Source organism: Rhodovulum sp. MB263 (genome assembly GCF_002073975.1).
Lineage (GTDB): Bacteria > Pseudomonadota > Alphaproteobacteria > Rhodobacterales > Rhodobacteraceae > Rhodovulum.
The window spans coordinates 1849719-1874286 of sequence record NZ_CP020384.1; the positions used below are offsets into that span (position 1 = coordinate 1849719).

The window sequence follows — 24568 nt, forward strand, 5'->3', positions numbered from 1 at the left end:
CTTCCGCACTGACCGAGCGCAGGCCCCTCGTCAAGCCGGCGCCGCTCAGAACGGCCAGACCAGCAGGATCATCGGCACCGAGACCGCGATCACGATCAGCTCCAGCGGCAGCCCCATCCGCCAGTAGTCGCCGAAGCGATAGCCGCCGGGCCCGAGGATCAGCGTGTTGTTCTTGTGCCCGATCGGGGTGAGAAAGGCGCAGGAGGCCGCGACCGCCACCGCCATCAGGAACGGGTCGGGGCTGACCCCCAGCGTCTGGGCCATCTGGATGCCGACGGGGGCCGCGACCACCGTCGTCGCGGTATTGTTCAGCACATCCGACAGGCACATCGTCGCCACCATCAGCGCGGTCAGGATCACCCAGGGCGGCATGTCGCCGGTCAGCCCGATCAGGGTCTCGGCGATCAGCCGGGTGCCGCCGCTCTCCTCGAGCGCCACCCCAAGCGGGATCATCGAGCCCAGCAGCACCACGACCGGCCATTCGATATGGGAATAGACCTCGTTGATGGGGATGATCCGGGCCAGGACATAGCCCAGCACGACCAGCCCGATGGCGATGGTCAGATCGACCAGCCCGAAGCTGGCCGCCGCCACCGCCGCCGCGAACAGCCCGATGGCGATCCAGGTCTTGCGGGTATCGGTCACCGCCAGCCCGCGATCGGCCAGGGTCAGGCAGCCGAGCCACTCGACCACGTCCTGGGCCACGTCCTGCGGGGTCAGGAGCAGCAGGATGTCGCCGGGCCTGACCTTGGTCTTGCGGATCTGCTGGCGGACAGGGCGGCCCTGGCGCGAGATCCCCAGAAGCACCGTGCGTCGTCGCCAGGCGAGCCCCACAAGCTGGGCCGAGCGTCCGGCGATCCGCGCCTGTTCGGGCACCACGACCTCGATCACGCTCAGCCCGGCCCCCTCGGCCTTGAGCCGTTCCTGATTGGCCCCTTCGGCGAAATCGAGCGAGAGCGCCGCGCGGAACTCGTCCAGCGCCTCGGGACTGGCCTCGATCACCAGCGAGTCGCCCGCGGCCATCGCGGTGCCGCGTTGCAGCCCGTAAAGCCGCTTGCCGCCCCGGACCAGTCCCAGCAGGGCGACGTCGTTGGTTTCGGCCTCGGGGTCGAGATCGGCAAGCCGCTGGCCGATCAGCTTCGAGCCCTCGGGCACCGTCAGCTCGGCGATATAGGAGGAATAGTCCGACATCGGGTCGGCCGAGGCGTCGAGCCCGGCGCTTTTGGGGATCAGCCGCCAGCCCACCAGCGCGACGAAGGCAATACCCGCCAGCGCCGCGACGCCCCCCACGGGGGCGAAGTCGAACATGCGGAAGGCCTGGCCGGTCGCGTCCTGGCGGAAGGTGGCGATGATGATGTTGGGCGGCGTCCCGATCAGCGTGACCATGCCGCCCAGGATGGTGGCGAAGGACAGGGGCATCAGGCTCAGCCCCGGCGCGCGGCCGGCCTTGCGCGCGGTCTGGATGTCGACCGGCATCAGCAGGGCCAGCGCGGCCACATTGTTCATGAAGGCCGAGAGCAGCCCGCCGATGCCGCCCATGATCGCGATATGGGGCCCGAGCCCGCGGGCGCTGTTCACCAGCGTCCGCGTGATCAGATAGACCGCGCCCGAGCGCACCAGCCCGGCCGAGACCACCAGCACCAGCGCCACCACCAGCGTCGCGGGATGGCCGAAGCCCTCGAAGGCGCGGTCGGGTTCGATCACGCCCAGCAGCACCGCGGCCATCAAGGCTCCGAAGGCCACCAGATCATAGCGCCAGCGGCCCCAGATCAGGGCGACGAAGACGGTGGCGAATAGGGCGAACAGAATGAACTGGTCCTGGGTCAATCAGGGGTCTCCCGGCTGTCCGGCGCCCGGGCGCCGGAGGGTTTCGCCTTTCCCAACGCCCCGAGCAGGCTTGCAGGTCCATGTCCGCCTGACATATAGAGAGCCCCGTCAATTTCAGAAAGCCAAGTGGGGATCCATGGCAGGCCATTCCAAATGGGCGAACATCCAGCACCGCAAGGGGCGGCAGGATGCGGCGCGCTCCAAGCTGTTCTCCAAGTTCAGCAAGGAGATCACCGTTGCCGCCAAGATGGGCGACCCGGACCCTGACAAGAACCCGCGCCTGCGTCTGGCGATCAAGGAAGCCAAGGCGCAGTCCATGCCCAAGGACAATATCGAGCGTGCCATCAAGAAGGCGATGGGCGGCGAGGGCGACAATTACGAGGAAATCCGCTACGAGGGTTACGGCCCCGGCGGGGTGGCAGTGATCGTCGAGGCGATGACCGACAACCGCAACCGCACCGCCTCGAACGTGCGCTCGACCTTCACCAAGTTCGGCGGCAATCTCGGCGAGACCGGCTCGGTCGCCTTCATGTTCGAGCGGATGGGCGAGATCGTCTACCCGGGCTCGGCGGGCGATGCCGACACGGTGATGATGGCTGCGATCGAAGCGGGCGCGCAGGATGTCGAAAGCTCGGATGACGAGCATGTGATCTACACCGCCGATACCGACCTGAACGAGGTCGCCACCAAGCTCGAGGCCGATCTGGGCGAGAGCGAGTCGACCAAGCTGATCTGGAAGCCCGCGAACACGACCGAGATGGATCTCGAGGGCATGCAGAAGCTTATGAAGCTGATCGACGCGCTCGAGGATGACGATGACGTCCAGCACGTCACCAGCAATTTCTCGGCCAGCGACGAGGTGCTCGAGCAGCTCTGAGCCGGACGGCTTTGCAAGATCGTGCCGCGCGGGTCCGACCGGGTCCGCGCGGCTGTCATTTCAGCTTCTGCAACGTCGAACCCGAAGGCGGGGTCGGCGGTAATCTCTGCCCATCGCGGCCGGCACCGGACTGCCGGGCATGCCTGCCGGAGACAAGCCGTGGTTCTGATCGGGCCAGATCTGCCCGCGGCCAGACCGCGCGGGTCCCAACCCGCCTTCCAACCCACCGCCCGGCCGGGCGCGGGCAGTGTCTGGCACGGGATCGGCAGCGCCGCGCTCATGCCTCGCCCGAAAACCTCCGAGGATGGATCATCCCCCGGGGTACATCGCCCCGATCTCAAGCCCTTGCCCTGGCGACAGGATATCCGTCGGCGCAACGGACCCGGCATGGCGCGACCGCCCTGGCGATCCCAAAGGCCGTCCTGTTTCCGGGCCGCGCCGCGAAGGGGCAAAATTCCCGCTTGGCGTGTGCGGTGGCGGCTGCCTAAACTGAAAGAGGTGACCGGGCCGGGCAGGGGGGACAGGGTCGATGGGCGAGCGTACCAGCCACGCGATCGGACGTTTCGACAAATCGTTCCTGATCCACATGATCAAGGACTTCTTCCTGGTCCTCCTGGCGGTGACGGTGCTTGAATTCGCGCTGAAGGCGGCATTGGTCTATTACAGTTTCGAGACCCGCGGCGCCGAGGACGCCCAGAACGTGGCCGAGGATCTGGCCGAGAGCGTCCGTGCCATCATGCGCAACGAGGGCGGGCCGGTCGCGGCGCGCACGATGTATCCGATCCTCAGGCGCAACTGGGACGATCTGGGCTACAAGATCGTGATCGAACCCGCGCCGGTCACGGTGCGCTCGATCGAGGCGTTGTTCGGCTTCACGCCCGCGGGCATTCCGGCCGGGACCTGGCCCGAGGGCCGGTTCCGCGAGGCAGAGGTCGAGATCGCGGCAGAGACCTTCTGCCTGACCTGTCATGCCGAGGCCGAGGTCGGGCAGGTGCTGGGCCGGGTGACGGTGCGCGATTACCTGTCGCGCGACATCGCCGCCTGGCTTGACGAGGTGACGCTCAGCGCGGGGCTCGCTCTGGGCAAGATCGTGCTGCATTCGGTTCTGCTGTTCCTGATCCTCAGGGTACGGATGGAGCCGCTTCTGCGGTTGCGCGGCACGGTGGCGGGGCTTGCCCGCGCCTTCGGGACGCTGAGCGAGCGGGCCGAGGTGCGCAGCGCCGACGAATTCGGCGCGCTCGCGCATGACCTCAACCTGTTTCTCGACCGCATCAACCGCCTGATCGACGAGTTGAACGCGGTTCTGGGCAAGGTGGTGCGGGTCAATGACGACATCGTCTCGGTGCAGGGCGATCTGCGTGCTCAGGTCGACCGGCTGGTCTGCGGCATGCGGCGGCTCGAACGCGAGGCGATGCTGAACGCCAAGTGCGAGCCGCTGCTGTCGCGGGCCTGGTTCGAGGCGATGCGGGGCGCGGTTGCCGATCTCGACGCGGCACTGGAACGCGCGGGCGAGACGCCGCAGGCGGCCGGTCTGCTCGAGCATCTCTCGGCGGTGATCGTCAATGCCGAGGCCCAGATCGCGGCGAGCCAGCGGCTTTTCGAGGGGCTCGCAGCGCTGGGCGACGACACCGAGGCGCTGAAGGGCGCCATCGCCGAGATGGTGCGGATGGAAGAGCGCATGAAGCTGATCGTCGAGACCGGCGGCACGCTGGTCCAGCGCCTGCGCCCGGACCTGGCCGATCCGCCCTCCGCAGGCGCGGCCGTGACCGCGTGAAAGGCGCGGCAGTTGCGCCGGGCGCGTCGGCATGGCAAGCCGGGGCATGGCTATGCAGTCGGTGCCCGGAGAGGGCGGGAATCCGGTCGCGGGGATCCTCTGGATGCTGGTGACCGGGATCAGTTTCGTCGCGGTGACCGCGTTGGTGAAGCTCTCGGCACAGGGGCTTCCGGCGGCCCAATCCGCCTTTCTGCGCTATTTGCTGGGGCTCGTCTTCCTGCTGCCGATGCTGGGCCGGCTTTCCGATGCGCGGATCGACCGCGGGCGGCTCGCTCTTTACGGCGGGCGTGGCCTTGCGCATGCGCTGGGGGTCATGTGCTGGTTCTTCGCGATGACCCGGATCCCGGTCGCCGAAGTGACGGCGATGAACTATCTCAACCCGATCTATGTGACCATCGGGGCGGCGCTCCTGTTCGGCGAGCGGCTGGCCGCGCGCCGCATCCTGGCCATCGCGGTTGCTTTCCTCGGGGTTCTGGTGATCCTGCGCCCGGGCTTTCGCGAGATCTCGGACGGCCATGTCGCGATGCTGTTCACGGCCGTTCTGTTCGGGATCTCCTATCTTGCCGCCAAGCGGCTGAGCGAGCGCGACGAGGCCTCGGTGGTGGTGGCGATGATGTCGCTCACGGTCACCATCGTGCTGGCGCCGCTGGCGCTTGCGGTCTGGGTGGCGCCGAGCTGGCAGCAGGTGCTGGGGCTGTTCTTCGTGGCCTTCTTCGCCACCGCCGGGCATTACGCCATGACCCGCGCCTTCCGCGCGGCGCCGCTGACGGTGACCCAGCCCGTCACCTTCCTGCAGCTGGTCTGGGCCACGCTGGTCGGCTGGCTTGCCTTCGGCGAGGCGGTCGACGGCTGGGTGCTGCTGGGCGGGGGACTGATCATCGGATCGGTGGTCTTCATCACCTGGCGCGAGGCGGTCCGCAAGCGCCGCATCGTCACGCCGCCTGCCGGAGCGCCCGAAACGTAGGGTAACATGGGCTTGCGATGCGCGGGTGCGGCGCTAACATGCATGGAAATGCATGATATTTCCGTACTCGATCCTCGCGAGGATCTGCCGGAGGCGTTGCGCGAACTGCTCGATGCCTGCCCGCGGGCGGTCTGGGCCAGCCGGCCCCCCGACCACGCCTCCACCCGTTTCTGGCTCGACCGGCACAGGATGTTCCGCATGCTTCTGGCGCGGATGGAGGACGGCGCCCGGGACCTGGCAAGCGCCGGGGCGCCGCCAGAGGCCGGGATCCGGGCGGTTCGGCGCGATGCGGCCATCCTGCTGAACGAGGTTCACGGTCATCAGAAGGTCGAAGAGCTGCATTACTTCCCTCGCCTCGTGACCTTCGAGCCCGGCCTCGGGGCGGCTTTCGCCATGCTGGATGCCGATCATCAGGCCCTCGACCTTCACCTGAAGGAACTTGCCGCGGCGGTGGCAGAGCTGATCCGGGTCGGGCCTGCGGATCTGGAGAGGCGTATCGGATGGCTGCAGCTTCGGCTGGCGCGCTTCGGCTCCTGTCTCGACCGCCACCTGACCGACGAGGAGGATATCGTCCTGCCGATCCTGCTGCGCCATGGCGTGGCGCTGGAGGCCTGAGCGGCGGCTTGCGGGCCCCGGCCCGGTCACTCAGTCCGCGACCTCATAGGGCAGCAGGCCGCGCCGGTTCGCATCGACCGTGAGCCGTCTTTCCAGCGGTGGCACCGCGCGCTGGTGACAGTCGCGGCGCTCGCAGATCCGGCAGGAGATTCCGATCGGCTCGTAGGCGGCGGCATTGTCGATATCCAGATCGTCGGCATAGACGATCTGATCGGCATGGCGCACCTCGCAGCCCAACCCGATGGCATAGCGCCGGACCGGCGCGCGCCAGGCGCCGCCGGGCTTCGAGACGTCGCGGGCCAGCGAGATATAGCGCAGCCCGTCCGGGGTCTCGGCCAGCTGGCGCAGGAACCGGCCCGGGGTCTCGAAGGCGCGGTGCACGTTCCAGAGCGGGCAGGCCCCGCCGAAACGCGCGAATTGCAGCCTTGTGGTGGAATGGCGCTTGGTGATGGTGCCGGCCTGGTCGACCCGCACGAAATAGAAGGGCAGCCCCTTGGCACCCGGGCGCTGCAGGGTCGAGAGCCGATGCGCCACCTGCTCTATCGAGGCGCCGAAACGGTCGGCCAGCAGTTCCAGATCGTGCCGGGTCTCCTGCGCGGCCTCGAGGAAGCGGTTATAGGGCAGAAGCGCCGCCCCGGCGAAATAGTTCGCCATGCCGATCCGGGCGATGGCACGGGCGGCGGGGCTCTGGAACCGGGCAAGATCGAGCGTGGCCTCGAGCAGTTGCGACTGGGTCAGAAGCGCAAGCTGGTGCAGCAGCTGAAAGCGCCGTGTCGGGCCGCGCAGATGGTTGGACAGGGTCAGCGTGCGGGTGTTCTCGTCATACTCCCTGAGCCCGGGAATATCCTTCAGGCACAAGGAGATACCCTGTGCCTCGAGGGCGGCCATGGCACGCTGCTCGGGGTCGGCGCCGGTATCTGATCCGCGCGCGAAGCGCTCGGCCGCACGGTCGACCGCGTCGATATAGTTGTCGCAATAATGGAAGAAGTCGCGCACGTCTTCCCAGGGCGACGGGCCCAGCGGCGCGTCCTCGCGCCCCAGCGCCTCGTCGAGCGAGGCCAGCCGCTCATGGCTCTGGCGATAGGCGCGGTGCAGCTCCAGAAAGGCGCGCGCCAGCGCCGGCGCGTTCGAGGCGGCCAGCCGCAGATCGGCCAGCGGCGGCGCCAGATCGCCGAAGACCGGATCGGCCAGCGCCTCGCGCATGTCGCTGACCAGCCGCTCGGCATCGCCCTCCGACAGCTCGGTCACGTCGAAGCCGAATTCCGAGACAAGCGCCAGCAGCACCGTCGAGGAGAGCGGACGGTTGTTGTTCTCCATCTGGTTCAGATAGGGCAGCGAAATCCCCAGCCGGATTGCGAAATCCTTCTGGGTCAGCCCCATCCGCGACCGCGTCTCGCGCAGCTTGACGCCTGCATAGAGTTTGCGCGTCGCCATCGCGACCCCTCGCTTTGCCGATTAGCTGAGGTCTTTCCTAGCTTTTGCAAAGCCGGCACGCAAGCGCGGCTCAGGGCGTGTCCTTGGGCGGCATCGCCAGGATCGGCCCGGCGCGACGGTCTACCCAGCGGACGTAAAGCACGGTAATCACCGCCAGCGCCGAGGTCGTGGCCATGATGACCAGGAGCGGCCAGGCGCCGGTGCCGGGTTTCAGAAGAGCGCCCGCCAGCGCCGAGAGGGCCGCGCCGCCGCCGATCATGATCGCGCCGCCAAGCCCGCTTGCCGTGCCCGCCAGATGCGGCCTGACCGACAGCGTGCCCGCGATCGCGTTGGGCAGGACCATGCCATTGCCGATCCCGAGCAGGGCCATCGCGCCGAAGAAGGCGATGGGCTGGGTCGTCCCCGTCGCGAAGAAGGTCATCGACAGCAGGGGGGCTGCCAGCGTGATCAGCGCGCCCCAGTAGATCATGCCGTTTATGCCGACCCGGACCGAATAGCGCCCCGAGATGAAATTGCCCGTCATGTAGCCCAGCGCGACGATGCCGAAATAGAGCCCGAGCAGCGAGGGCGACAGGGCAAAGACATGGCTGCCGACGAAGGGGGCGCCGCCGAGATAGGCGAAGAACGCGCCCGAGGACAGCGCCGCGGTCAGCGCATAGCCCCAGAAGCGGCGCGAGCGGACCAGTTCGGGATACTGGCGGAACTGGTCGATCAGGTTCACGTCGCGAGGGGTGGCGGTCTCGCCCAGATCGGCCCAGGTCAGCGCCAGCACGCCCACGCCTGCCAGCAGCAGCGCGAGGAAGGTGGCCTGCCAGCCCCAGAGCTCGTCCAGCACCCCGCCGATGGTCGGGCCGATCATCGGCACCAGCGCCATGCCCATGGTGACATAGCCGATCATCGAGGCGGCCTGGGTGTCGGCCACCATGTCGCGCACCACGGCGCGGCTGAGGACCATGGCGGTGACGACCACTGCCTGTGCCATGCGGAAGCCGAGAAAGGCCTCGGCCGAGGGCGCGAGGATGCAGCCAAGCGTCGCCAGCAGGAACAGCGCGATCGAGATCAGAAGCACCGGGCGGCGGCCATAGCGGTCGGAAATCGGGCCGATGAACAGCTGCAGCACCGCGTTCGCGGCCAGATAGGTCGCGACCGACAGCTGCATCACCGCGTAATCGGTGTCGAAATGCACGGCCATGTTCGACAGCGAGGGCAGGAAGATGTTGATGGTCAGCGCGGGCAGGCCTGCCAGCGCAACCAGGGTGATCACATGAGGGGGGGTTGTGCGGTCCAGGAAACGGACCCGGGGGTGCGTCGACATGTCTTGGGATTAGGCTCTGGCCGGGGGCTTGTCCAGCGACATCGGGACTTACCAGCGGTGGAAGATGAAAAACGCGCCGAGCGCGATGAAACCGAAGCCGAGCGCATGGTTCCACTGCAACGGCTCCTTGAGGTAAAGGACTGAAAACCCGCAAAATACGGTCAGGGTGATGACTTCCTGGATGGTCTTCAGCTGGGCTGCCGAGAAATGCCCGTAGCCGATTCTGTTCGCCGGCACCTGCAGCAGATATTCGAAGAAGGCGATGCCCCAGCTTATGAAGATGACGGCGACCAGCGGCGCGGCCTTGAACCTGAGATGACCGTACCAGGCAAAGGTCATGAAGAGGTTGGACAGGACGAGAAGGCCGATCGTGACGACCGGTACTGGCAGGGCGGGCATGGGGTGGCTCCGGCAACAGGGGGGGGCGGGCCTCACGCGATATGGTATGCCGGTCGGTATCGTCCAGTTGCTTTGCGAATTTGCAATATGCAGGAGGGTGGCGGAAAATGATTTGCAAATTTACCGTTTAACACTTTGATGAAGCTCATTGCATGGGTAGGTTGCCGAAAATTTCCGCAAGGGGCATCGCCGATGAAAGATATCCTCAACGAACTCGAGCGCCGCCGCAGCATCGCCCGTCTGGGCGGCGGCCAGCGGCGCATCGACAGCCAGCACGCCAAGGGCAAACTGACGGCGCGCGAGCGGATCGAGCTGCTGCTGGACGAGGGCTCGTTCGAGGAATTCGACATGTTCGTCGCCCATCGCTGCACCGATTTCGGCATGGAGGAAAGCCGTCCCTATGGCGACGGGGTGGTGACCGGCTGGGGCACGATCAATGGCCGCATGGTCTATGTCTTCAGCCAGGACTTCACCGTCTTCGGCGGTTCGCTTTCGGAAACGCATGCCCAGAAGATCTGCAAGATCATGGATATGGCGGTGCAGAACGGCGCCCCTGTGATCGGGCTGAACGATTCGGGCGGGGCACGCATCCAGGAGGGCGTGGCCTCGCTGGCGGGCTATGCCGAGGTGTTCCAGCGCAATATCGAGGCCTCGGGGGTGATCCCGCAGATCTCGGTCATCATGGGGCCCTGCGCGGGCGGCGCGGTCTACAGCCCGGCGATGACCGATTTCATCTTCATGGTGCGCGATTCCTCCTACATGTTCGTCACCGGCCCCGATGTGGTGAAGACCGTCACCAACGAGGTGGTCACCGCCGAGGAGCTGGGCGGGGCCTCGACCCATACCAAGAAATCCTCGGTGGCCGATGGCGCCTTCGAGAACGATGTCGAGGCGCTTTACGAGGTGCGCCGGCTGGTCGATTTCCTGCCGCTGAACAACCGCGAGAAACCGCCGGTCCGGCCCTTCTTCGACAAGCCCGGCCGGGTGGATGAAAGCCTCGATACCCTGATCCCCGATAATGCCAACACGCCCTATGACATGAAGGAGCTGATCCTGAAGGTCGCGGATGAGGGCGATTTCTACGAGATCCAGGCCGATTTCGCCAAGAACATCATCACCGGCTTCGTCCGGCTCGAAGGCCAGACCGTGGGCGTCGTGGCCAACCAGCCGATGGTTCTGGCCGGCTGCCTCGATATCGACAGCTCGCGCAAGGCCGCGCGCTTCGTGCGCTTCTGCGACTGTTTCGAGATCCCGATCCTGACCTTCGTCGACGTGCCGGGCTTCCTGCCCGGGACGGGGCAGGAATATGGCGGGGTCATCAAGCACGGCGCCAAGCTGCTCTTTGCCTATGGCGAGGCGACGGTGCCGAAGGTGACCGTGATCACCCGCAAGGCCTATGGCGGGGCCTATGACGTGATGGCCTCGAAGCACCTGCGGGGTGATTTCAACTATGCCTGGCCCACCGCCGAGATCGCGGTCATGGGGGCCAAGGGCGCGACCGAGATCCTGTACCGCTCGGAGCTGGGCGATGCCGAGAAGATCGCGGGCCGTACGAAGGATTACGAGGACCGCTTTGCCAACCCGTTCGTGGCGGCCGAGCGCGGCTTCATCGACGAGGTGATCCAGCCGCATTCGACCCGCCGCCGCGTCAGCCGCGCCTTCGCCTCGCTCCGCGGCAAGCGCCGCGAGACGCCGTGGAAGAAGCACGGTAACATTCCGCTTTGAGGCAAGGGCCCGCAGAAAGGGCCGAGGCAGAGGACTTCCATGGACTCCAGGGGCTGGCACATGCTGCGGGAGGAGGGCGCGCTGACGATGGCGCGGCAGCTTCCCGTGCGCTTCGACCTGTGCGCGAGCGCGGCCTTCCCGCGCGCCCGCAAGGGACGGCTGGCCCTGCAGATCCGTCAGGATCTGTGGCGGATGCTGCAGGATCTGCGCGGGTTTTCGCCCGTGGTCACGGTTGAGGAGGAGGGGCAGGGGCTGCGGGTAAGCGCCGGAGGTCGCGCCGCAGCCCCTTTCCCGCGATCCGATTGCGAGCGGAAAATCGCCGCCCTGCTGACCAGCCCGTCCCATCGCGCCCGCTGGCTGGCACAGGCGCGGCTGGAGCCCGGGGCATGATCCTGCGCGGGCTCCTTCTGGCCGGGGCGGTGCTGGCTCTGGGGGCGACCGGCGAGGTCGTCGAGCTGCCCTCGGGGCAGTCGGCCACCCATTTCGACACCATCACCGGCGAGCCGGGACCGGCCGGTCTGACGGTGCGGTTCCGCTTTCTCGTCCCCGGTATCGCGCGTGACCTGGCCAGGATGCCGGCCACGCTGGCGCAGGGCGACATGGACTATCTCTGCGCGGAATACGCGCTGCCGCGGCTGGCCGACTCCGGCCCCGAACCGGCGCAGATCGTCATCACGCTCATGGACCGCCCGGTGCCCTTCGGGCAGCCCGATCCCGAGGCCACGCAGTTCTTCGAGGCCTACCGCCCCGAGGCGGGACGCTGCATCTGGGAAGGGTTCTGAGACGATGCCGCATTCCCTTCGTCCGGCCGCTGTCGCGCCCGGCCATGCGCCGGTTTTGCCACAACCTTCGCGTGTTGCAGCGGTGGCATGTGCAAAGCTGAAAGATTGGGCTATCCTCCCGGGAGGTCGCGGCAAGGCGGCCTTTCCACAGGCAGGTGTCGGGTTCGGTCCCGCGCCAGAAACAGACGGGAGTGTCCCATGTCCAAGAGTGTCAAAACCCTTTTCGCCTTCTCGCTCGTCGCCTTCGTCGCGGCCTGCGCCCAGAAGGAAGAAGTGGTCTATGTCGAGCCGGTCCAGCCCGAGCCGACCTACAACAAATACTGATCTGGGCGCGGGGCGGGCCTGTCCCGCCCCAGCTTTGCCGCGCCCCGATCCTTACGGAGGCGCGTCATGCTGAAACACAAGGGCTTTCCCTCCCGTCTGCCGGGAACCGATTTCCAGTTCACCATCCGCCGCGCGAACAAGGACGGGGCCACCCGTCTGATCGCGCGCGAGCGCTATGCCGACCGGCGCCCTGCCGATCGCCGCGCCGATGCGGGCTTTCTGGCCGCGCTGATCGAGCAGTTCGGCGACGCGCCCTTCGAGCGCGGAAATCTCGATGCGGGCCGGTTGTCCTGGCTGCTGGGCCGCGAGGTGGTGGCGGCCGAAGAGCCGTTCGATCCGGAAAGTTATGACGCGCTGCTGCGAGTCGATATCGACTGCGCCCGGGCCGCCTTCCCCGAGCTTTTCGGCGGCGGAGGACCGGCGTGAAACGGCTGGCCCTTCCCGGCGATCGGCGGGACTCCGCTCAAATGCGCTCTCCCTTGCGTTGTGGCCTTTTCTTTTGTTCGGGTTCCGGCAACAGTCTTACACGGCAGAACGGTCGTTCACCCCTAGACCGGACTGTCCATTTTTATACTTATCATTCCCCAACCCCTAGGCCTGACCCTTTTTTCAGGGTCAGGCCGACCCTCTTCTCAAGCCGCGCCCGGACCCGAGCCACAAGGCGGATTGTCGCCCGCCGGTGGCTGGCCTTTGCGTATTTCCGTTTCGCGCCCCGTCACTTGCCGGTATCTTGTGGGCGCAAAACCAAGATCCGTGGAGGCGGAGTAGAATGCCCAGTCCAAAGTTTCTCGCCGTTCTGGCCGCAGCTGTCCTGCTGGCCGGGTGCAACATGTCCAATGACAGCCAGCGCGCCGTCGCGGGGGGGCTCGGCGGTGCGCTCATCGCGGATGTGCTGGACACCAACGTCGCGGCGGGGGCAGCAATTGGCGCGCTCGGCGGCGCCATGTGTGACGACGCGGGCGTCTGCCGCTGATCTGAACCGCTGGGCCCCGGGCCCGTCGGACGAGAATTTGTGAGGGTCATCGGGGCTGCGCGCCCCGGTGGCCCTTTGCTTTGTAAGCGCCGGGGCGGGCTCGTCCGGGCGGAACGCTAGAAGGGACAGAGATGTTCGACAAGATCCTGATCGCGAACCGGGGGGAGATCGCCTGCCGGGTCATCAAGACCGCCCGCAAGATGGGCATCAAGACAGTGGCCGTCTATTCCGACGCCGACCGCCATGCGCTGCATGTGCAGATGGCCGACGAGGCGATCCATATCGGTCCTCCGCCCGCGAACCAGTCCTATATCGTGATCGACAGGATCATGGACGCGATCAGGGAAAGCGGCGCCCAGGCGGTGCATCCGGGCTATGGGTTCCTGTCCGAGAACAGGCTTTTCGCCGAGGCGCTGGAGAAGGCAGAGGTCGCCTTCATCGGCCCGCCTGCCAGCGCCATCGAGGCGATGGGCGACAAGATCACCTCGAAGAAGCTCGCCGCCGAGGCAGGCGTCTCGACCGTGCCGGGCTATATGGGCCTGATCGAGGATGCCGCCGAAGCGGTGAAGATCAGCCGCGAGATCGGCTATCCGGTGATGATCAAGGCCTCCGCGGGCGGCGGCGGCAAGGGCATGCGGATCGCCTGGAACGACCAGGAGGCGCGCGAGGGCTTCCAGGCCTCGAAGAACGAGGCCGCCAACAGCTTCGGCGACGACCGCATCTTCATCGAGAAATTCGTAACCCAGCCGCGCCATATCGAGATCCAGGTGCTGGCCGACACCCATGGAAACTGCGTCTATCTGCATGAGCGCGAATGCTCGATCCAGCGCCGGAACCAGAAGGTGATCGAAGAGGCGCCCTCGCCCTTCCTCGACGAGGCGACGCGGCGCGCCATGGGCGAGCAGGCGGTCGCGCTGGCGCGCGCCGTCGGCTATTGCAGCGCGGGCACGGTCGAGTTCATCGTCGATGGCGACAGGAATTTCTATTTCCTAGAGATGAACACCCGGCTGCAGGTCGAACACCCGGTGACCGAGCTGATCACCGGCATCGATCTCGTGGAGCAGATGATCAACATCGCCGCGGGCAAGACGCTGCCCTTCGCGCAGAAGGATCTGAAGATCAACGGCTGGGCCATGGAAAGCCGGCTTTATGCCGAGGATCCCTACCGCAACTTCCTGCCCTCGATCGGGCGGCTGACCCGCTATCGCCCGCCAGCGGAATCGGCACATGACGCGGCCATCGTCCGCAACGATACCGGCGTCTACGAGGGCGGCGAGATCTCGATGTATTACGACCCGATGATCGCCAAGCTCTGCACCTGGGCGCCGACCCGGGCGCAGGCCATCGACGAGATGCGGACCGCGCTCGACGCCTTCGAGGTCGAGGGGATCGGGCACAACCTGCCGTTCCTCTCTGCGGTGATGGACCATCCCAAGTTCTGCTCGGGCGAGATCAGCACCGCCTTCATCGCCGAGGAATATCCCGACGGCTTCGCGGGCGTCAGCCTGCCCGAGCCCGAATTGCGCAAGGTGGCGGCGGCGGCCGCCGCGATGTTCCGCGTGGTCGAGATCCGGCGCGCGCGCATCTCGGGGCGGATGGACAATCACGAACGCACCGTCGGCGGCGACTGGGTCGTGGTGGCCCAGGGCGAGAGCTTCCCGCTGAAGGTGAGCGCCGACCGCGAGGGGGCCACGATCCAGTTCCAGGGCGGCGATCATCACCGCATCACCTCGGACTGGACCCCGGGCCAGCCGCTGGCGGTCCTGCATATCGATGGCGAGCCGCTTGTTCTCAAGGTGGCGCAGAGCTCGCATGGTTTCGTGATCCGCCATCGCGGCGCCGAGTTGAAGGTGCAGGTCTTCACGCCGCGTCAGGCCGAGCTTGCCGCGCTGATGCCCGAGAAGCTGCCGCCCGACACCTCGAAACTCCTGCTCTGCCCGATGCCCGGCCTGATCGTGACCGTCGATGTCGAGGAGGGCCAGGAGGTCCAGGAAGGTCAGGCGCTCTGCGTCGTCGAGGCGATGAAGATGCAGAACACGCTGCGCGCCGAGAAGAAGGGCATCGTCGCCAGGATCAATGCCGGCCCCGGCGAAAGTCTGGCCGTCGACGAAGTGATCATGGAGTTCGAATGATCCGATGACGCAGGCCCCGTCGAAGAAGCTGGACATCGTGACCGTCGTGTTCTCGGGTGAGCTTGCGCTGCTGCGCTTGCAGGCGCGTTCGATTGCCCGCGAGTTCGACCCCGCCGCTCTGGGCGAGATCTTCGTCATCATCAACGATCACGAGGAGGCGGCCTGCGTGGCGGCGGTCGAGGCAATGCGCGCCGATTACGGCCCGTTCGCCGACAGGCTGAAGGTCGTCCGGCCCGACACGTTGCTGTCGGTCTGCCCGACCCTCGGGGCGCGGCTTGAGAGGTTTTACCTGACCCATCTTCGGGGGGTGGGACGAAAACTGCGCGGCGCGGGCGGAGGCTGGCGCAGAAATGGCGGCTGGGGGATGCAGCAGGTCTTCAAGCTGCTGGCTGCAAGGCTGGGGTCGTCCCCCTATCTTCTTGTTCTCGACGCGAAGAACCAGTTCGTCGCGCCCGTCACCGGCTCGGATTTCGTGGCCGATGACGGGCGGCCGCGAAGCCGCGCGGTCGAGACGGCAGAAAAGCAGCAAGGCTGGATCAGGGCGTCTTTTGCCAAGCTTGCTTTGCCGGAACCAGCCTCCCTGGCCACGGCCCCGCCGACGATCACGCCGGTGGTCTTCGCCCGCGAGCATCTGAGATCCGCCCTGGCCCTGATCGAGGAAAAGCTGGGGCCGATCGAGCTGTTCTTTGCCCGGCGCCGGGGGAAGGCGACCGAGTTCATGCTTGTCTATGCCGCTCTCGATCAGGGCAGGGGAAGGTGGTGGGAGCTTCACGCCGAGGGGCTGCCCGCCTCCTTCTCGCTGTTCTCCGTTTCCGGAATAGGCCAGATCGAGGCTCTGATCGCCGATGCGCGGCGCGGCGATTGCAAGCTGATCGGCATCCATCGCCGCCTCCTGTCCGCCCTCAACGAGGCCACCAACGATACCGCCCGCAAGGAGCTTGTCGCCTTCTGGCGCGAGCGCGACCTCATACGCTCCGACAGCGAGATCGAGGCAGTGTTTCATGCCTAGGGCGTCGGGGCAAAGCGGGGGCGGTTTCGTTCAGCGCCGGTCGCGGACTTCCTGCTGGCGCAGCGGGATCTTGTCGATCGAGCGCGAGATCTCGCGGACGTTCCAGGGCATCGGCTTGCGGAACTTGACCTCGCCATCCTTGCCGATCAGCACCAGCATGAAGCCGCGCGGGCGCAGTTTCATGCGCAACTCGGAGCGGGCGTCGGGGTCGGTATCGACGATCACAACCACGTCACGTTCGGCAAGCTCGTCGATGCGCTCGGTCAGAAGCTGCATCTGGGTCCGGTATTGCGGGTCGGCCGGGCTGTCGGCAAAGACCACCACCGGCCGCGCCATCCAGTGGAAGTCGGACAGCCGGACACCTTCGGCCGCGAGCACCTCGTTGCGGTCGGCTTCCCAGCGCGCCAGCGGGTCGGGTTCGCTGACCGCGTCGGCGGTTCCGGCCAGCGGCACGAGCGCGACCCATGCCATGATCGTCAGGTGTTTTTTCATGAGCCCTCCTGTCGGCCAAGATATAGGCGCAGGCGGGCGGAAAGCGAAGTCTGAACCCGCGCCCGGCGCGGTTCATGCAGAAGAAGGACGGATCCGATGACGGACAAGACCACACGCTGGGCCGCGCTGGCCGAGAAGGAATTGCGCGGCAAGCCGCTCGACGCCCTGACCTGGGAGACGCCCGAGGGCATTCCGGTCAAGCCGCTTTACACCGAGGCCGATACCGAAGGGCTGGCCCATATGGGCTCGATCCCCGGCGAGGCGCCCTTCACGCGCGGACCCAAGGCCACGATGTATGCCGGCCGGCCCTGGACGATCCGGCAATATGCGGGCTTCTCGACGGCCGAGGAATCGAACGCCTTCTACCGCAAGGCGCTGGCTGCCGGGCAGCAGGGCGTGTCGGTGGCCTTCGACCTCGCGACCCACCGGGGCTATGACAGCGACCATCCGCGCGTCGTCGGCGATGTCGGCAAGGCGGGCGTGGCCATCGACAGCGTCGAGGACATGAAGATCCTCTTCGACGGCATCCCGCTGGGCGACATTTCCGTCTCGATGACCATGAACGGCGCGGTGATCCCGATCCTCGCGAGCTTCATCGTCGCGGGCGAAGAGCAGGGCGTCGACCGCAGGCAGCTTTCCGGCACAATCCAGAACGACATCCTGAAGGAGTTCATGGTCCGGAACACCTATATCTATCCGCCCGAACCCTCGATGCGGATCATAGCCGACATCATCGAGTACACCTCGACCGACATGCCGCGCTTCAACTCGATCTCGATCTCGGGCTATCACATGCAGGAGGCGGGCGCGAACCTGGTGCAGGAGCTTGCCTTCACGCTCGCGGACGGCAAGGAATACGTGAAGACGGCGCTTGCGCGCGGGCTCGATGTCGATGCCTTCGCCGGCAGGCTCAGCTTCTTCTTCGCCATCGGAACGAACTTCTTCATGGAGATCGCGAAGCTCCGTGCCGCGCGGTTCCTGTGGCACCGGATCATGTCCGAGTTCGGGCCCAAGAACCCGAAATCGCTGATGCTGCGCACCCATTGCCAGACCTCGGGCGTCAGCCTGGCCGAGCAGGACCCCTATAACAACGTCGTCCGCACCGCCTATGAGGCGATGAGCGCGGTTCTGGGCGGCACCCAGTCGCTCCATACCAACGCCTTCGACGAGGCGATCGCGCTGCCGACCGAATTCTCGGCCCGGATCGCGCGGAACACCCAGCTGATCCTGCAGAACGAGACCAAGGTCACGAAGGTCGTCGATCCGCTGGCGGGGTCCTACTATGTCGAGAAGCTGACCGCGGACCTGGCCGATGCGGCCTGGGCGATCATCTGCGAGATCGACGAGATGGGCGGCATGACCAAGGCGGTGGCCTCTGGCATGCCCAAGCTCCGGATCGAGGAGGCCGCCGCCCGCTGGCAGGCCCGGGTCGACCGCGGCGAAGAGGTGATCGTCGGCGTCAACAAGTTCCGGCTCGAGAAGGAAGACGAGATCGACATCCTGGATGTCGACAATGTCAGAGTCCGCCAGAGCCAGGTGGCCCGCATCGAGAAGATCCGGGCCACCCGCGATCAGGCCGCCTGCGATCACGCGCTGGCGGCTCTGGAAGAGGCCGCGCGAAGCGGCGAAGGGAACCTCTTGCGGCTGGCGGTCGAGGCCGCCCGCACGCGCGCCACGGTGGGAGAAATCAGCATGGCGATGGAAAAGGTGTTCGGGAGACACCGCGCCGAGGTCAGGACGCTCTCGGGCGTCTATGGCGCGGCCTATGAGGGCGATGAGGGATTCGCCGCGATCCAGAAATCGGTGGAGGATTTCGCCGAGGAAGAAGGACGGCGGCCGCGGATGCTGGTCGTGAAGATGGGGCAGGACGGGCATGACCGCGGCGCCAAGGTGATCGCGACGGCCTTTGCCGATATCGGCTTCGACGTCGATGTGGGCACGCTGTTCCAGACCCCCGAGGAAGCGGCGCAGGACGCGGTCGACAATGACGTGCACGTGGTCGGGATCTCGTCCCTGGCGGCGGGTCACAAGACCCTGGCGCCCAAGCTGATCGAGGCGCTGAAGGCGCAGGGGGCCGAGGATATCATCGTGATCTGCGGGGGGGTGATCCCGCATCAGGATTACGATTTCCTGCGGCAGGCGGGCGTCAAGGCGATCTTCGGGCCCGGAACGAACATTCCCGCGGCGGCCAATGATATCCTGCGCCTGATCCGCGAAGCCCGCGGCTGATCGGGAGCAAGGCCCGGGCCGCCCTTTCGGGCGGCCCGGGCCAAAAGTTTTCGGCGAAAACTTTTGCAGGACTTTTCGTCGAAAAGTCCTGTGGGCCTATTGCGCAGGGGCCGCGCCCTTTCTGCCTGTCGGTGCTGCGAGCAACCTGAGCGCGGCATAGCCCAGAACCGCCGAGATCGCAGAGCCGCTCAGCACGCCGAGGCGGACGTCGTTCATCAGGACCGGATCGGCATAGCTCAGCGAGCCGATGAAGAGCGACATTGTGAAGCCGATCCCGGCAAGGCAGGACAAGCCGTAGATATGGATCCATCCGACCCCGTCAGGCAGCCGCGCGAGGCCGGATTTGACCATCGCGAAGGTGATCGCGAAGACCCCGACCTGCTTGCCGAGCACAAGACCCAGCGCCACCCCCATCGGCAGTGGTTGCAGCAGGTCCGAGAAGGAAATGCCGGTCAGCACCACGCCTGCATTGCCGAAGGCGAAGATCGGCAGGATCAGATAGAGCACATAGGGCGAGAGCGCGTGCTCGAGCGCGTGCAGCGGCGATTTTCCCCATTTGTCGCGCAGCGGAATGCAGAAGGCGGTGGCCACGCCCGCGATGGTCGCATGCACGCCCGATTTCAGCACGAAGAACCACATGATGGTCCCCAGCAGCACCATCGGCGCCACCCGGTGCGCGCCCTTGAGGTTCAGCCAGATCAGCCCGGCCAGCGGCAGCAGCGCCATCAGCAGATAGTCGACCTTCAGATCTGCGGTATAGAACAGCGCGATGATGACGATGGCCCCGAGATCGTCGAGGATCGCCAGGGTCAGAAGAAACACCTTCAGCGCCGCCGGCACGCGGTCGCCCAGAAGCGCCAGCACCCCGAGCGCGAAGGCGATGTCGGTCGCGGCCGGGATGGCCCATCCCGACAGCGTCTCGGGGCTGCCCCAGTTGAAGGCCGCGAAGATCAGCGCGGGCACCGCCATGCCGCCCACTGCCGCCATGCCCGGCAAGACCACATCGGCCGGTTTCTTGAGCTTGCCTTCCATCATCTCGCGCTTAAGTTCCAGCCCGATGAGGAAGAAGAAAACGGCCATCAGGCCGTCATTGATCCACAGGATCAGCGGTTTCTCCAGCCCCCCGCCATTGAGCAGGACCGAGAAGGTCGCTCCGAGGGTGTCGTCGTAAAAGGGTTGCAGGGGCGAATTTGCGACGATCAGGGCGGCGAGGGCCGCAAGCATCAGCAGGATACCGCCTGAGGCTTCGTGGCCGAAAAACTTGTCGAGCGCGCGGAGCAGCATTGAATCTCCCGATTTTATTTGATTCTACGTTTGCGAAATGGGGTCTGGCCTGTGGATGTCAATTGCGCCCGGCGATCCTGCCGTGAAACTCTGAACATGCGACCGCCGGGTGTGAGCCTGCGGCAGGAATGGGGCACTATGCGCAGATCTTGGGGATCGCTCGCGCGGAGATCGTTTCGCAGCGGGCTTTGCATCGAAAGGCCCGGCCCGAGAAGCGGCCGGCCCGGGCCTGAACGGCGCCTTGCCGGGGGCTGTCGAGGCATGCGTGACGGCCCGTACGACGGCCGGTATCAAGGCCCTTACGAAAGCCACGGCGCAGGGGCGGGCACAGGGGCAGGCACAGGGACGGGCGGTCGCCTCCGGAGCCCTTTCTTGCCCTGTCGACCGATCGCCCGGACCCGGGCGTTCTTCGCAGGGCGGCCCGCTGTGCTTTCGCCGGGCTCGCGGATGCCTTGCCGGAGGCGCGGCCTCCGGTGTCGCTCTGGCAGCCCGGCGACGGGCCGCGCCCCGCATCCATGCCGGGATTCTCGAATGACGGCGGATATTTGCCGCAAGGGCGCCGGGGGACGTGCAGGGCGGCCGAATGACCGACCTGACTCTGCCGCGATGGCGGGCTAATCTCGTTCCATGTCGCTCTGGTCCCGCATCGCCGACGCCGTTTCCGCCCTGGCCAAGGGCGAGAGTCTTGCGGCCGTCTTCGACCGGCTGCGCACGCCGCCCGAACGCAGCGTCGCCTTCACCATCGCGGTGATCGCGCTCGGGGCGAAGATGGCCAAGGCCGATGGCCGGGTTACCCGCGACGAGGTCGCGGCCTTCCGCGAGGTGTTTTCCATCCCGCCGGGCGAAGAGGCCAACGCGGCCCGGGTCTTCGATCTGGCCCGGCAGGACGTGGCCGGCTTCGAGGATTATGCCCGCCGCATCCGCCGCATGTTCCGCGAGACCCGGGGGCCGCTCAGCGACCTGATGGAGGGGCTGTTCTTCATCGCCCTGGCCGATGGCGACTATCATCCCGGCGAGGACGCCTTCCTGGCCCGGGTGGCCGAGATCTTCGGGCTGAGCGAGCGTCAGTTCCGCACGCTCCGCGCCCGTTTCGTGCCCGAGGCCGTGCCCGATCCCTATACCGTTCTCGGCGTCGATCCGACCGATGATCTGGACACCATCCGCAAGGTCTGGCGGGCCGAGGTGCGCGAGACCCATCCCGACCGGATGCAGGCGCGGGGCGTGCCCGAAGAGGCGATCAAGCTGGCCGAGCGCCGGCTGGTCGCGATCAACCAGGCCTGGGAGACCATCGTCGCGGACCACGCGGCGTGAGGATCGCCACCTATAATGTCGAATGGTTCAATGCGCTCTTCGACGACGAGGGCCAGCTTCTCGGGGGCGAGGGCCCGTCGGGACGCCATGGTCTCGCGCGGCAGGATCGCATCGCGGCGCTGGGGATCGTCTTTTCCGCGCTCGATGCCGATGCGGTGCTGGTGGTCGAGGCGCCCGCCGAGAACGGGCGGCGCAGCACCGTCCGGGCGCTCGAGAACTTCGCCCGGGTCTTCGGGCTCCGGGCGCGGCGGGCGCTGATCGGCTTCGGCAACGACACCCAGCAGGAAATCGCGCTGCTCTACGACCCCGACCGGCTGAAGGCCCGCCACGACCCGCAGGGCGCGCCGACCGGCCGCAAGGGGGCAGCGGATGCGCCGCGCTTCGACGGCGTCTTTCGCTGGGATGTCGATGTCGATGCGGCGCCCGATCTGATCCGCTTCTCCAAACCGCCGCTCGAACTGGCGGTCGAGACGGCGGCCGGGGTCCGGTTCCGGATGATCGGGGTCCATGCCAAGTCGAAGGCACCGCATGGCGCGCGCAGTCCCGATGAGGCGATCCGGATCTCGATCCAGAACCGGCGCAAGCAGCTGGCGCAATGCATCTGGCTTCGGCAGCGGATCGAGACCCATCTCGACGCGAGCGTGCCCCTGATCGTGCTGGGCGATTTCAACGACGGTCCGGGGCTCGACGAATACGAGAAGCTCTTCGGTCGTTCGGGCGTCGAGATCGTTCTGGGGCAGGGCGAGGCGCCCGAGCGGCGGCTGTTCGATCCGCATGCGCGCGAGGCGCTGCAGGGGCTTCTGGCGGCACAGCCCGCCTCGGCGCGGTTCTTCGTGCCGACAACCGGGCGGTACCTGTCGGCGCTGCTCGACTATGTCATGATATCGGAGGATCTTCGTGCGCACGGACCGCGCTGGCGGATCTGGCATCCCTTCGACGATCCGGATCTCTACCGCATCCCCGAGCTGCGCGAGGCGCTGCTGACGGCTTCCGACCATTTTCCGGTCAGCCTCGATATCGCGATCTGAACCGTGCGCTTCATTTTTCCGCATCGCGGGCCTATATTGAGCGCATGAGACACAGGCTTGCCTTGGTTCCGCTTCTGGCGCTTCTGCTGAGCGCCTCGCCGGTCCTTGCCCAGGACAGGGGAGGGGCCGACGGCGAGAGTGGCATGAGCGAGGGGCTAGGCCTGCTCGGCGAGGGGATGCAGATGTTTCTCAAGGGGCTCGGCGACGAGCTCGAGCCGCGGCTGCGCGACTTCGCCGAGACGGCAAAGCCCGCGCTGACCCGGCTGATGGAACTGATCGACGATCTCGATGCCTATGAGCTGCCCGAGCGCCTGCCCAATGGCGACATCATCATCCGCCGCAAGCCCGATGCGCCGCCGCTGTCCGAGCCCGAGGCACGCCCCGGGGCCGAGATCGAGATCTGAGCGGCCGTCCCGGGGGCAGCAGGCCTGATCCGGCGGCCGGCCCTGGCCTGCCGGCGGTCTTCCTGGGACCGGGCGGCTGCGCCATCCGGCGGCCCTGATGCGCCCCGCGCCCTTCAGTCGTCTCGGACCCGCATGCTGGTCTCGACCCCGAGCGCCTTGGCAAGCGAGGCGAAGCGCGCCTGAGCGACCTCGCCGAACAGCGGCACTGCCGGCTCGGCAAGGATCAGTTCCAGTTGCTTTTTCCGGGGGTAGTGGCGCAGCTCGGCCAGGCTGTCAGGGGCATGCAGCGAGAACATCGCGCCGAAGCGCATTGCCTTGCCCAGCACTTCGGCCTGGCGCATCCGGGCGGCGTCGAGCAGCGAGAAGAGCGGCTCGAACCGGCTGCCCGCGCGGCTGTTCTTGTAGCGATGCAGCAGCGAGACGCCGAGGAACACCCGTTCCCAGTGTTCCAGCCCGCCCAGATTGGCCTGTGTGGCGATATCGAAACAGATCTCGTGGCGGTAATCGGGATGCGCGCGCCAGGCGGTGTCATGCAGCAGGCAGGCCGCGCGGATCAGCCGCCGCTTGTCGGGAGCGGCATCGCCGAAGAGCGGCAGGATGAAATTGTAAAGCCGGCTGCCGAAACCGGGCTGGCGGGCCGAGCTTTGCTCGGCGAAGCGGCAGGCCTCGATCAGCGGGTCCCGGGCGCGTAGATCCTCGGGCATCTGCTCGTAAAGAAGCCCTTCGCGAATGCCATAGCTCGAGACCGCGATCTCGCAGGGGCGCAGATGCGCGACGAGCTTCCTGAGCACCTGCCCGGCATAGGGCACCAGCGCCATGCGGTCGGCCGAGGTCCCGGTCCTCTGGCGCAGCGCGTCCGGATCCGAGGCGGCGATCCAGTCGATGGTGTCCGACAGCGAGGCCTGGGTCATGCGATATTCGTGAAGCACGGTCAGCGGATAGCCGCGCCGCTCGATGTCGAGCCGGGCGATGGCGCGCCAGGAGCCCCCGACGAGATAGAGCCGGGGCGGCGCGACCGGCATCGCGGCGGCGAGGTCTTCGATTTCCCGGGCGATGTAGCGCTCCAGATCCTTCCTGTCGCCGGGGAGGTCGCGCAGCTTGAGCGGTCCCAGCGGCGCGGTGCCGCGCGCGCCGACCGTGCCGCTCCTGAGTTCGGCCAGCTCCATCGAAGAGCCGCCGATATCGCAGACGATGCCTTCGGCCCCGGGCCAGCCCAGCAGCACGCCCTGCGCCGACAGGCGTGCCTCTTCCGTGCCGTCGATCACCAGCGGGCTCAGCCCGGTCTCGCGCTCGATCTCGGCGCGGAATTCGGGCCCGTCCTCGGCATCGCGCATCGCCGCGGTGGCGACCACGCTGAGCGGGGTGGCATCCATCGCCTCGGCCAGAAGGGCAAAGCGGCGCAGCGCGGCCAGTGCCCGGACACGCCCCTCGGGCGACAGGCGGTTGGTTTCGCTCAGGCCCGCGCCGAGCGCGCACATGACCTTTTCGTTGAAGAAATAGGCCGGACTGCGCGCCGCGCCGTCGAAGACCACCATCCTGACAGAGTTCGATCCGATATCGACCACGCCGACGCGCGAAAGCGCGCGCGCTTCCGGTCCGCCGAACAGAGGTCGCCCGAAAGGATCCCATGCATTGGGGCGATCCTCGGCCTGTCCGTCCATGAAGAGCCT

23 protein-coding genes are annotated in these 24568 nt (G+C 66.8%); 16 read left to right on the forward strand and 7 right to left on the reverse strand.

Annotated elements, in window-relative coordinates:
* Positions 1-45 precede the first annotated feature (45 nt).
* Positions 46-1827: an SLC13 family permease gene (locus B5V46_RS08695; RefSeq protein ID WP_080616238.1), complete on the reverse strand. Its 1782-nt coding sequence runs from the start codon at positions 1825-1827 to the stop codon at positions 46-48.
* 136 nt (positions 1828-1963) lie between these two features.
* Here B5V46_RS08695 and B5V46_RS08700 point away from each other — a divergent pair, with 136 nt between their 5' ends.
* The 4 genes from B5V46_RS08700 to B5V46_RS08715 all read left to right on the forward strand — a co-directional run bounded on the left by B5V46_RS08700 (position 1964) and on the right by B5V46_RS08715 (position 6057).
* Complete coding sequence (locus B5V46_RS08700; protein ID WP_080616239.1) at positions 1964-2704, forward strand: YebC/PmpR family DNA-binding transcriptional regulator; 741 nt, start codon at positions 1964-1966, stop codon at positions 2702-2704.
* A 529-nt stretch (positions 2705-3233) separates the two neighbouring features.
* Positions 3234-4478 (forward strand): methyl-accepting chemotaxis protein, encoded by a 1245-nt coding sequence (locus B5V46_RS08705; RefSeq protein WP_080616240.1) that lies wholly within the window; start codon positions 3234-3236, stop codon positions 4476-4478.
* 46 nt (positions 4479-4524) lie between these two features.
* Positions 4525-5442: a DMT family transporter gene (locus B5V46_RS08710; RefSeq protein WP_080617993.1), complete on the forward strand. Its 918-nt coding sequence runs from the start codon at positions 4525-4527 to the stop codon at positions 5440-5442.
* A gap of 48 nt (positions 5443-5490) precedes the next feature.
* A complete protein-coding gene (locus B5V46_RS08715) occupies positions 5491-6057 on the forward strand; it encodes a hemerythrin domain-containing protein (RefSeq protein ID WP_196774380.1) in 567 nt (188 codons plus the stop codon).
* Positions 6058-6087: 30 nt separating this feature from the next.
* On the opposite strand, the gene B5V46_RS08720 is transcribed toward B5V46_RS08715, so the two are convergent.
* The 3 genes from B5V46_RS08720 to B5V46_RS08730 form a co-directional block, all read right to left on the reverse strand.
* Complete coding sequence (locus B5V46_RS08720; protein ID WP_080616242.1) at positions 6088-7491, reverse strand: short-chain fatty acyl-CoA regulator family protein; 1404 nt, start codon at positions 7489-7491, stop codon at positions 6088-6090.
* A gap of 70 nt (positions 7492-7561) precedes the next feature.
* Positions 7562-8806 (reverse strand): multidrug effflux MFS transporter, encoded by a 1245-nt coding sequence (locus B5V46_RS08725; protein WP_080616243.1) that lies wholly within the window; start codon positions 8804-8806, stop codon positions 7562-7564.
* Between the two features lie 48 nt (positions 8807-8854).
* On the reverse strand, positions 8855-9205 hold the full coding sequence (locus tag B5V46_RS08730) for a DMT family protein (protein ID WP_080616244.1): 351 nt from the start codon (positions 9203-9205) through the stop codon (positions 8855-8857).
* A 192-nt stretch (positions 9206-9397) separates the two neighbouring features.
* Between B5V46_RS08730 and B5V46_RS08735 the strand changes: the two genes are divergently transcribed.
* The 8 genes from B5V46_RS08735 (at position 9398) to B5V46_RS08765 (ending at position 16150) form a co-directional block, all read left to right on the forward strand.
* Positions 9398-10930: an acyl-CoA carboxylase subunit beta gene (locus tag B5V46_RS08735; protein ID WP_080616245.1), complete on the forward strand. Its 1533-nt coding sequence runs from the start codon at positions 9398-9400 to the stop codon at positions 10928-10930.
* A gap of 60 nt (positions 10931-10990) precedes the next feature.
* On the forward strand, positions 10991-11320 hold the full coding sequence (locus tag B5V46_RS08740) for a hypothetical protein (RefSeq protein ID WP_231119271.1): 330 nt from the start codon (positions 10991-10993) through the stop codon (positions 11318-11320).
* The gene (locus B5V46_RS08745; RefSeq protein ID WP_080616247.1) at positions 11317-11712 is read left to right on the forward strand and encodes a DUF6497 family protein; all 396 of its coding nucleotides are present in this window, start codon (positions 11317-11319) and stop codon (positions 11710-11712) included. The genes B5V46_RS08740 and B5V46_RS08745 overlap by 4 nt, the downstream gene beginning before the upstream one ends.
* Before the next feature lie 198 nt (positions 11713-11910).
* Entirely contained in the window at positions 11911-12036 is a 126-nt protein-coding gene (locus tag B5V46_RS20655) for a hypothetical protein (RefSeq protein WP_255377962.1), read from the forward strand.
* Positions 12037-12102: 66 nt separating this feature from the next.
* Positions 12103-12462, forward strand: coding sequence for a hypothetical protein (locus B5V46_RS08750; RefSeq protein ID WP_080616248.1), 360 nt, complete (start codon positions 12103-12105; stop codon positions 12460-12462).
* A gap of 343 nt (positions 12463-12805) precedes the next feature.
* Positions 12806-13009, forward strand: coding sequence for a hypothetical protein (locus B5V46_RS08755; protein ID WP_080616249.1), 204 nt, complete (start codon positions 12806-12808; stop codon positions 13007-13009).
* Between the two features lie 131 nt (positions 13010-13140).
* Positions 13141-15141: an acetyl/propionyl/methylcrotonyl-CoA carboxylase subunit alpha gene (locus tag B5V46_RS08760; protein ID WP_080616250.1), complete on the forward strand. Its 2001-nt coding sequence runs from the start codon at positions 13141-13143 to the stop codon at positions 15139-15141.
* Positions 15142-15145: 4 nt separating this feature from the next.
* Positions 15146-16150, forward strand: coding sequence for a DUF6492 family protein (locus B5V46_RS08765; RefSeq protein WP_080616251.1), 1005 nt, complete (start codon positions 15146-15148; stop codon positions 16148-16150).
* Between the two features lie 30 nt (positions 16151-16180).
* On the opposite strand, the gene B5V46_RS08770 is transcribed toward B5V46_RS08765, so the two are convergent.
* Positions 16181-16642, reverse strand: coding sequence for a DUF4174 domain-containing protein (locus B5V46_RS08770; protein WP_080616252.1), 462 nt, complete (start codon positions 16640-16642; stop codon positions 16181-16183).
* A 96-nt stretch (positions 16643-16738) separates the two neighbouring features.
* Between B5V46_RS08770 and scpA the strand changes: the two genes are divergently transcribed.
* Positions 16739-18871: a methylmalonyl-CoA mutase gene (gene scpA / locus B5V46_RS08775; protein ID WP_080616253.1), complete on the forward strand. Its 2133-nt coding sequence runs from the start codon at positions 16739-16741 to the stop codon at positions 18869-18871.
* A gap of 96 nt (positions 18872-18967) precedes the next feature.
* On the opposite strand, the gene nhaA is transcribed toward scpA, so the two are convergent.
* Positions 18968-20155, reverse strand: coding sequence for a Na+/H+ antiporter NhaA (gene nhaA, locus B5V46_RS08780; RefSeq protein WP_080616254.1), 1188 nt, complete (start codon positions 20153-20155; stop codon positions 18968-18970).
* A gap of 627 nt (positions 20156-20782) precedes the next feature.
* On the opposite strand from nhaA, the gene B5V46_RS08785 reads away from it, so the two are divergent.
* From B5V46_RS08785 to B5V46_RS08795, 3 genes are read left to right on the forward strand one after another with little or no spacing between them, the layout of a single operon-like run.
* Positions 20783-21466, forward strand: coding sequence for a molecular chaperone DjiA (locus B5V46_RS08785; protein WP_080616255.1), 684 nt, complete (start codon positions 20783-20785; stop codon positions 21464-21466).
* Positions 21463-22494, forward strand: a complete 1032-nt coding sequence (locus B5V46_RS08790; RefSeq protein ID WP_080616256.1) for an endonuclease/exonuclease/phosphatase family protein — start codon at positions 21463-21465, stop codon at positions 22492-22494. The genes B5V46_RS08785 and B5V46_RS08790 overlap by 4 nt, the downstream gene beginning before the upstream one ends.
* A 44-nt stretch (positions 22495-22538) precedes the next feature.
* Entirely contained in the window at positions 22539-22898 is a 360-nt protein-coding gene (locus tag B5V46_RS08795; protein ID WP_080616257.1) for a hypothetical protein, read from the forward strand.
* Positions 22899-23011: 113 nt separating this feature from the next.
* On the opposite strand, the gene B5V46_RS08800 is transcribed toward B5V46_RS08795, so the two are convergent.
* A complete protein-coding gene (locus B5V46_RS08800) occupies positions 23012-24559 on the reverse strand; it encodes a Ppx/GppA family phosphatase (RefSeq protein WP_080616258.1) in 1548 nt (515 codons plus the stop codon).
* Positions 24560-24568: the final 9 nt, after the last annotated feature.

Excerpts from the sequence above, each read along its gene's own strand:
- B5V46_RS08800 (WP_080616258.1), bottom strand. The coding sequence starts at position 24,559 with ATGGACGGACAGGCCGAGGATCGCCCCAATGCATGGGATCCTTTCGGG.
- B5V46_RS08700 (WP_080616239.1), top strand. The coding sequence starts at position 1,964 with ATGGCAGGCCATTCCAAATGGGCGAACATCCAGCACCGCAAGGGGCGG.
- B5V46_RS08740 (WP_231119271.1), top strand. The coding sequence starts at position 10,991 with ATGCTGCGGGAGGAGGGCGCGCTGACGATGGCGCGGCAGCTTCCCGTG.
- B5V46_RS08795 (WP_080616257.1), top strand. The coding sequence starts at position 22,539 with ATGAGACACAGGCTTGCCTTGGTTCCGCTTCTGGCGCTTCTGCTGAGC.
- B5V46_RS08765 (WP_080616251.1), top strand. The coding sequence starts at position 15,146 with ATGACGCAGGCCCCGTCGAAGAAGCTGGACATCGTGACCGTCGTGTTC.
- B5V46_RS08725 (WP_080616243.1), bottom strand. The coding sequence starts at position 8,806 with ATGTCGACGCACCCCCGGGTCCGTTTCCTGGACCGCACAACCCCCCCT.
- B5V46_RS08750 (WP_080616248.1), top strand. The coding sequence starts at position 12,103 with ATGCTGAAACACAAGGGCTTTCCCTCCCGTCTGCCGGGAACCGATTTC.
- B5V46_RS08755 (WP_080616249.1), top strand. The coding sequence starts at position 12,806 with ATGCCCAGTCCAAAGTTTCTCGCCGTTCTGGCCGCAGCTGTCCTGCTG.
- B5V46_RS08760 (WP_080616250.1), top strand. The coding sequence starts at position 13,141 with ATGTTCGACAAGATCCTGATCGCGAACCGGGGGGAGATCGCCTGCCGG.
- B5V46_RS08715 (WP_196774380.1), top strand. The coding sequence starts at position 5,491 with ATGCATGATATTTCCGTACTCGATCCTCGCGAGGATCTGCCGGAGGCG.
- B5V46_RS08770 (WP_080616252.1), bottom strand. The coding sequence starts at position 16,642 with ATGAAAAAACACCTGACGATCATGGCATGGGTCGCGCTCGTGCCGCTG.
- B5V46_RS08705 (WP_080616240.1), top strand. The coding sequence starts at position 3,234 with ATGGGCGAGCGTACCAGCCACGCGATCGGACGTTTCGACAAATCGTTC.
- B5V46_RS08730 (WP_080616244.1), bottom strand. The coding sequence starts at position 9,205 with ATGCCCGCCCTGCCAGTACCGGTCGTCACGATCGGCCTTCTCGTCCTG.
- B5V46_RS08745 (WP_080616247.1), top strand. The coding sequence starts at position 11,317 with ATGATCCTGCGCGGGCTCCTTCTGGCCGGGGCGGTGCTGGCTCTGGGG.
- B5V46_RS08735 (WP_080616245.1), top strand. The coding sequence starts at position 9,398 with ATGAAAGATATCCTCAACGAACTCGAGCGCCGCCGCAGCATCGCCCGT.
- scpA (WP_080616253.1), top strand. The coding sequence starts at position 16,739 with ATGACGGACAAGACCACACGCTGGGCCGCGCTGGCCGAGAAGGAATTG.
- nhaA (WP_080616254.1), bottom strand. The coding sequence starts at position 20,155 with ATGCTGCTCCGCGCGCTCGACAAGTTTTTCGGCCACGAAGCCTCAGGC.
- B5V46_RS08720 (WP_080616242.1), bottom strand. The coding sequence starts at position 7,491 with ATGGCGACGCGCAAACTCTATGCAGGCGTCAAGCTGCGCGAGACGCGG.
- B5V46_RS20655 (WP_255377962.1), top strand. The coding sequence starts at position 11,911 with ATGTCCAAGAGTGTCAAAACCCTTTTCGCCTTCTCGCTCGTCGCCTTC.
- B5V46_RS08710 (WP_080617993.1), top strand. The coding sequence starts at position 4,525 with ATGGCTATGCAGTCGGTGCCCGGAGAGGGCGGGAATCCGGTCGCGGGG.
- B5V46_RS08785 (WP_080616255.1), top strand. The coding sequence starts at position 20,783 with ATGTCGCTCTGGTCCCGCATCGCCGACGCCGTTTCCGCCCTGGCCAAG.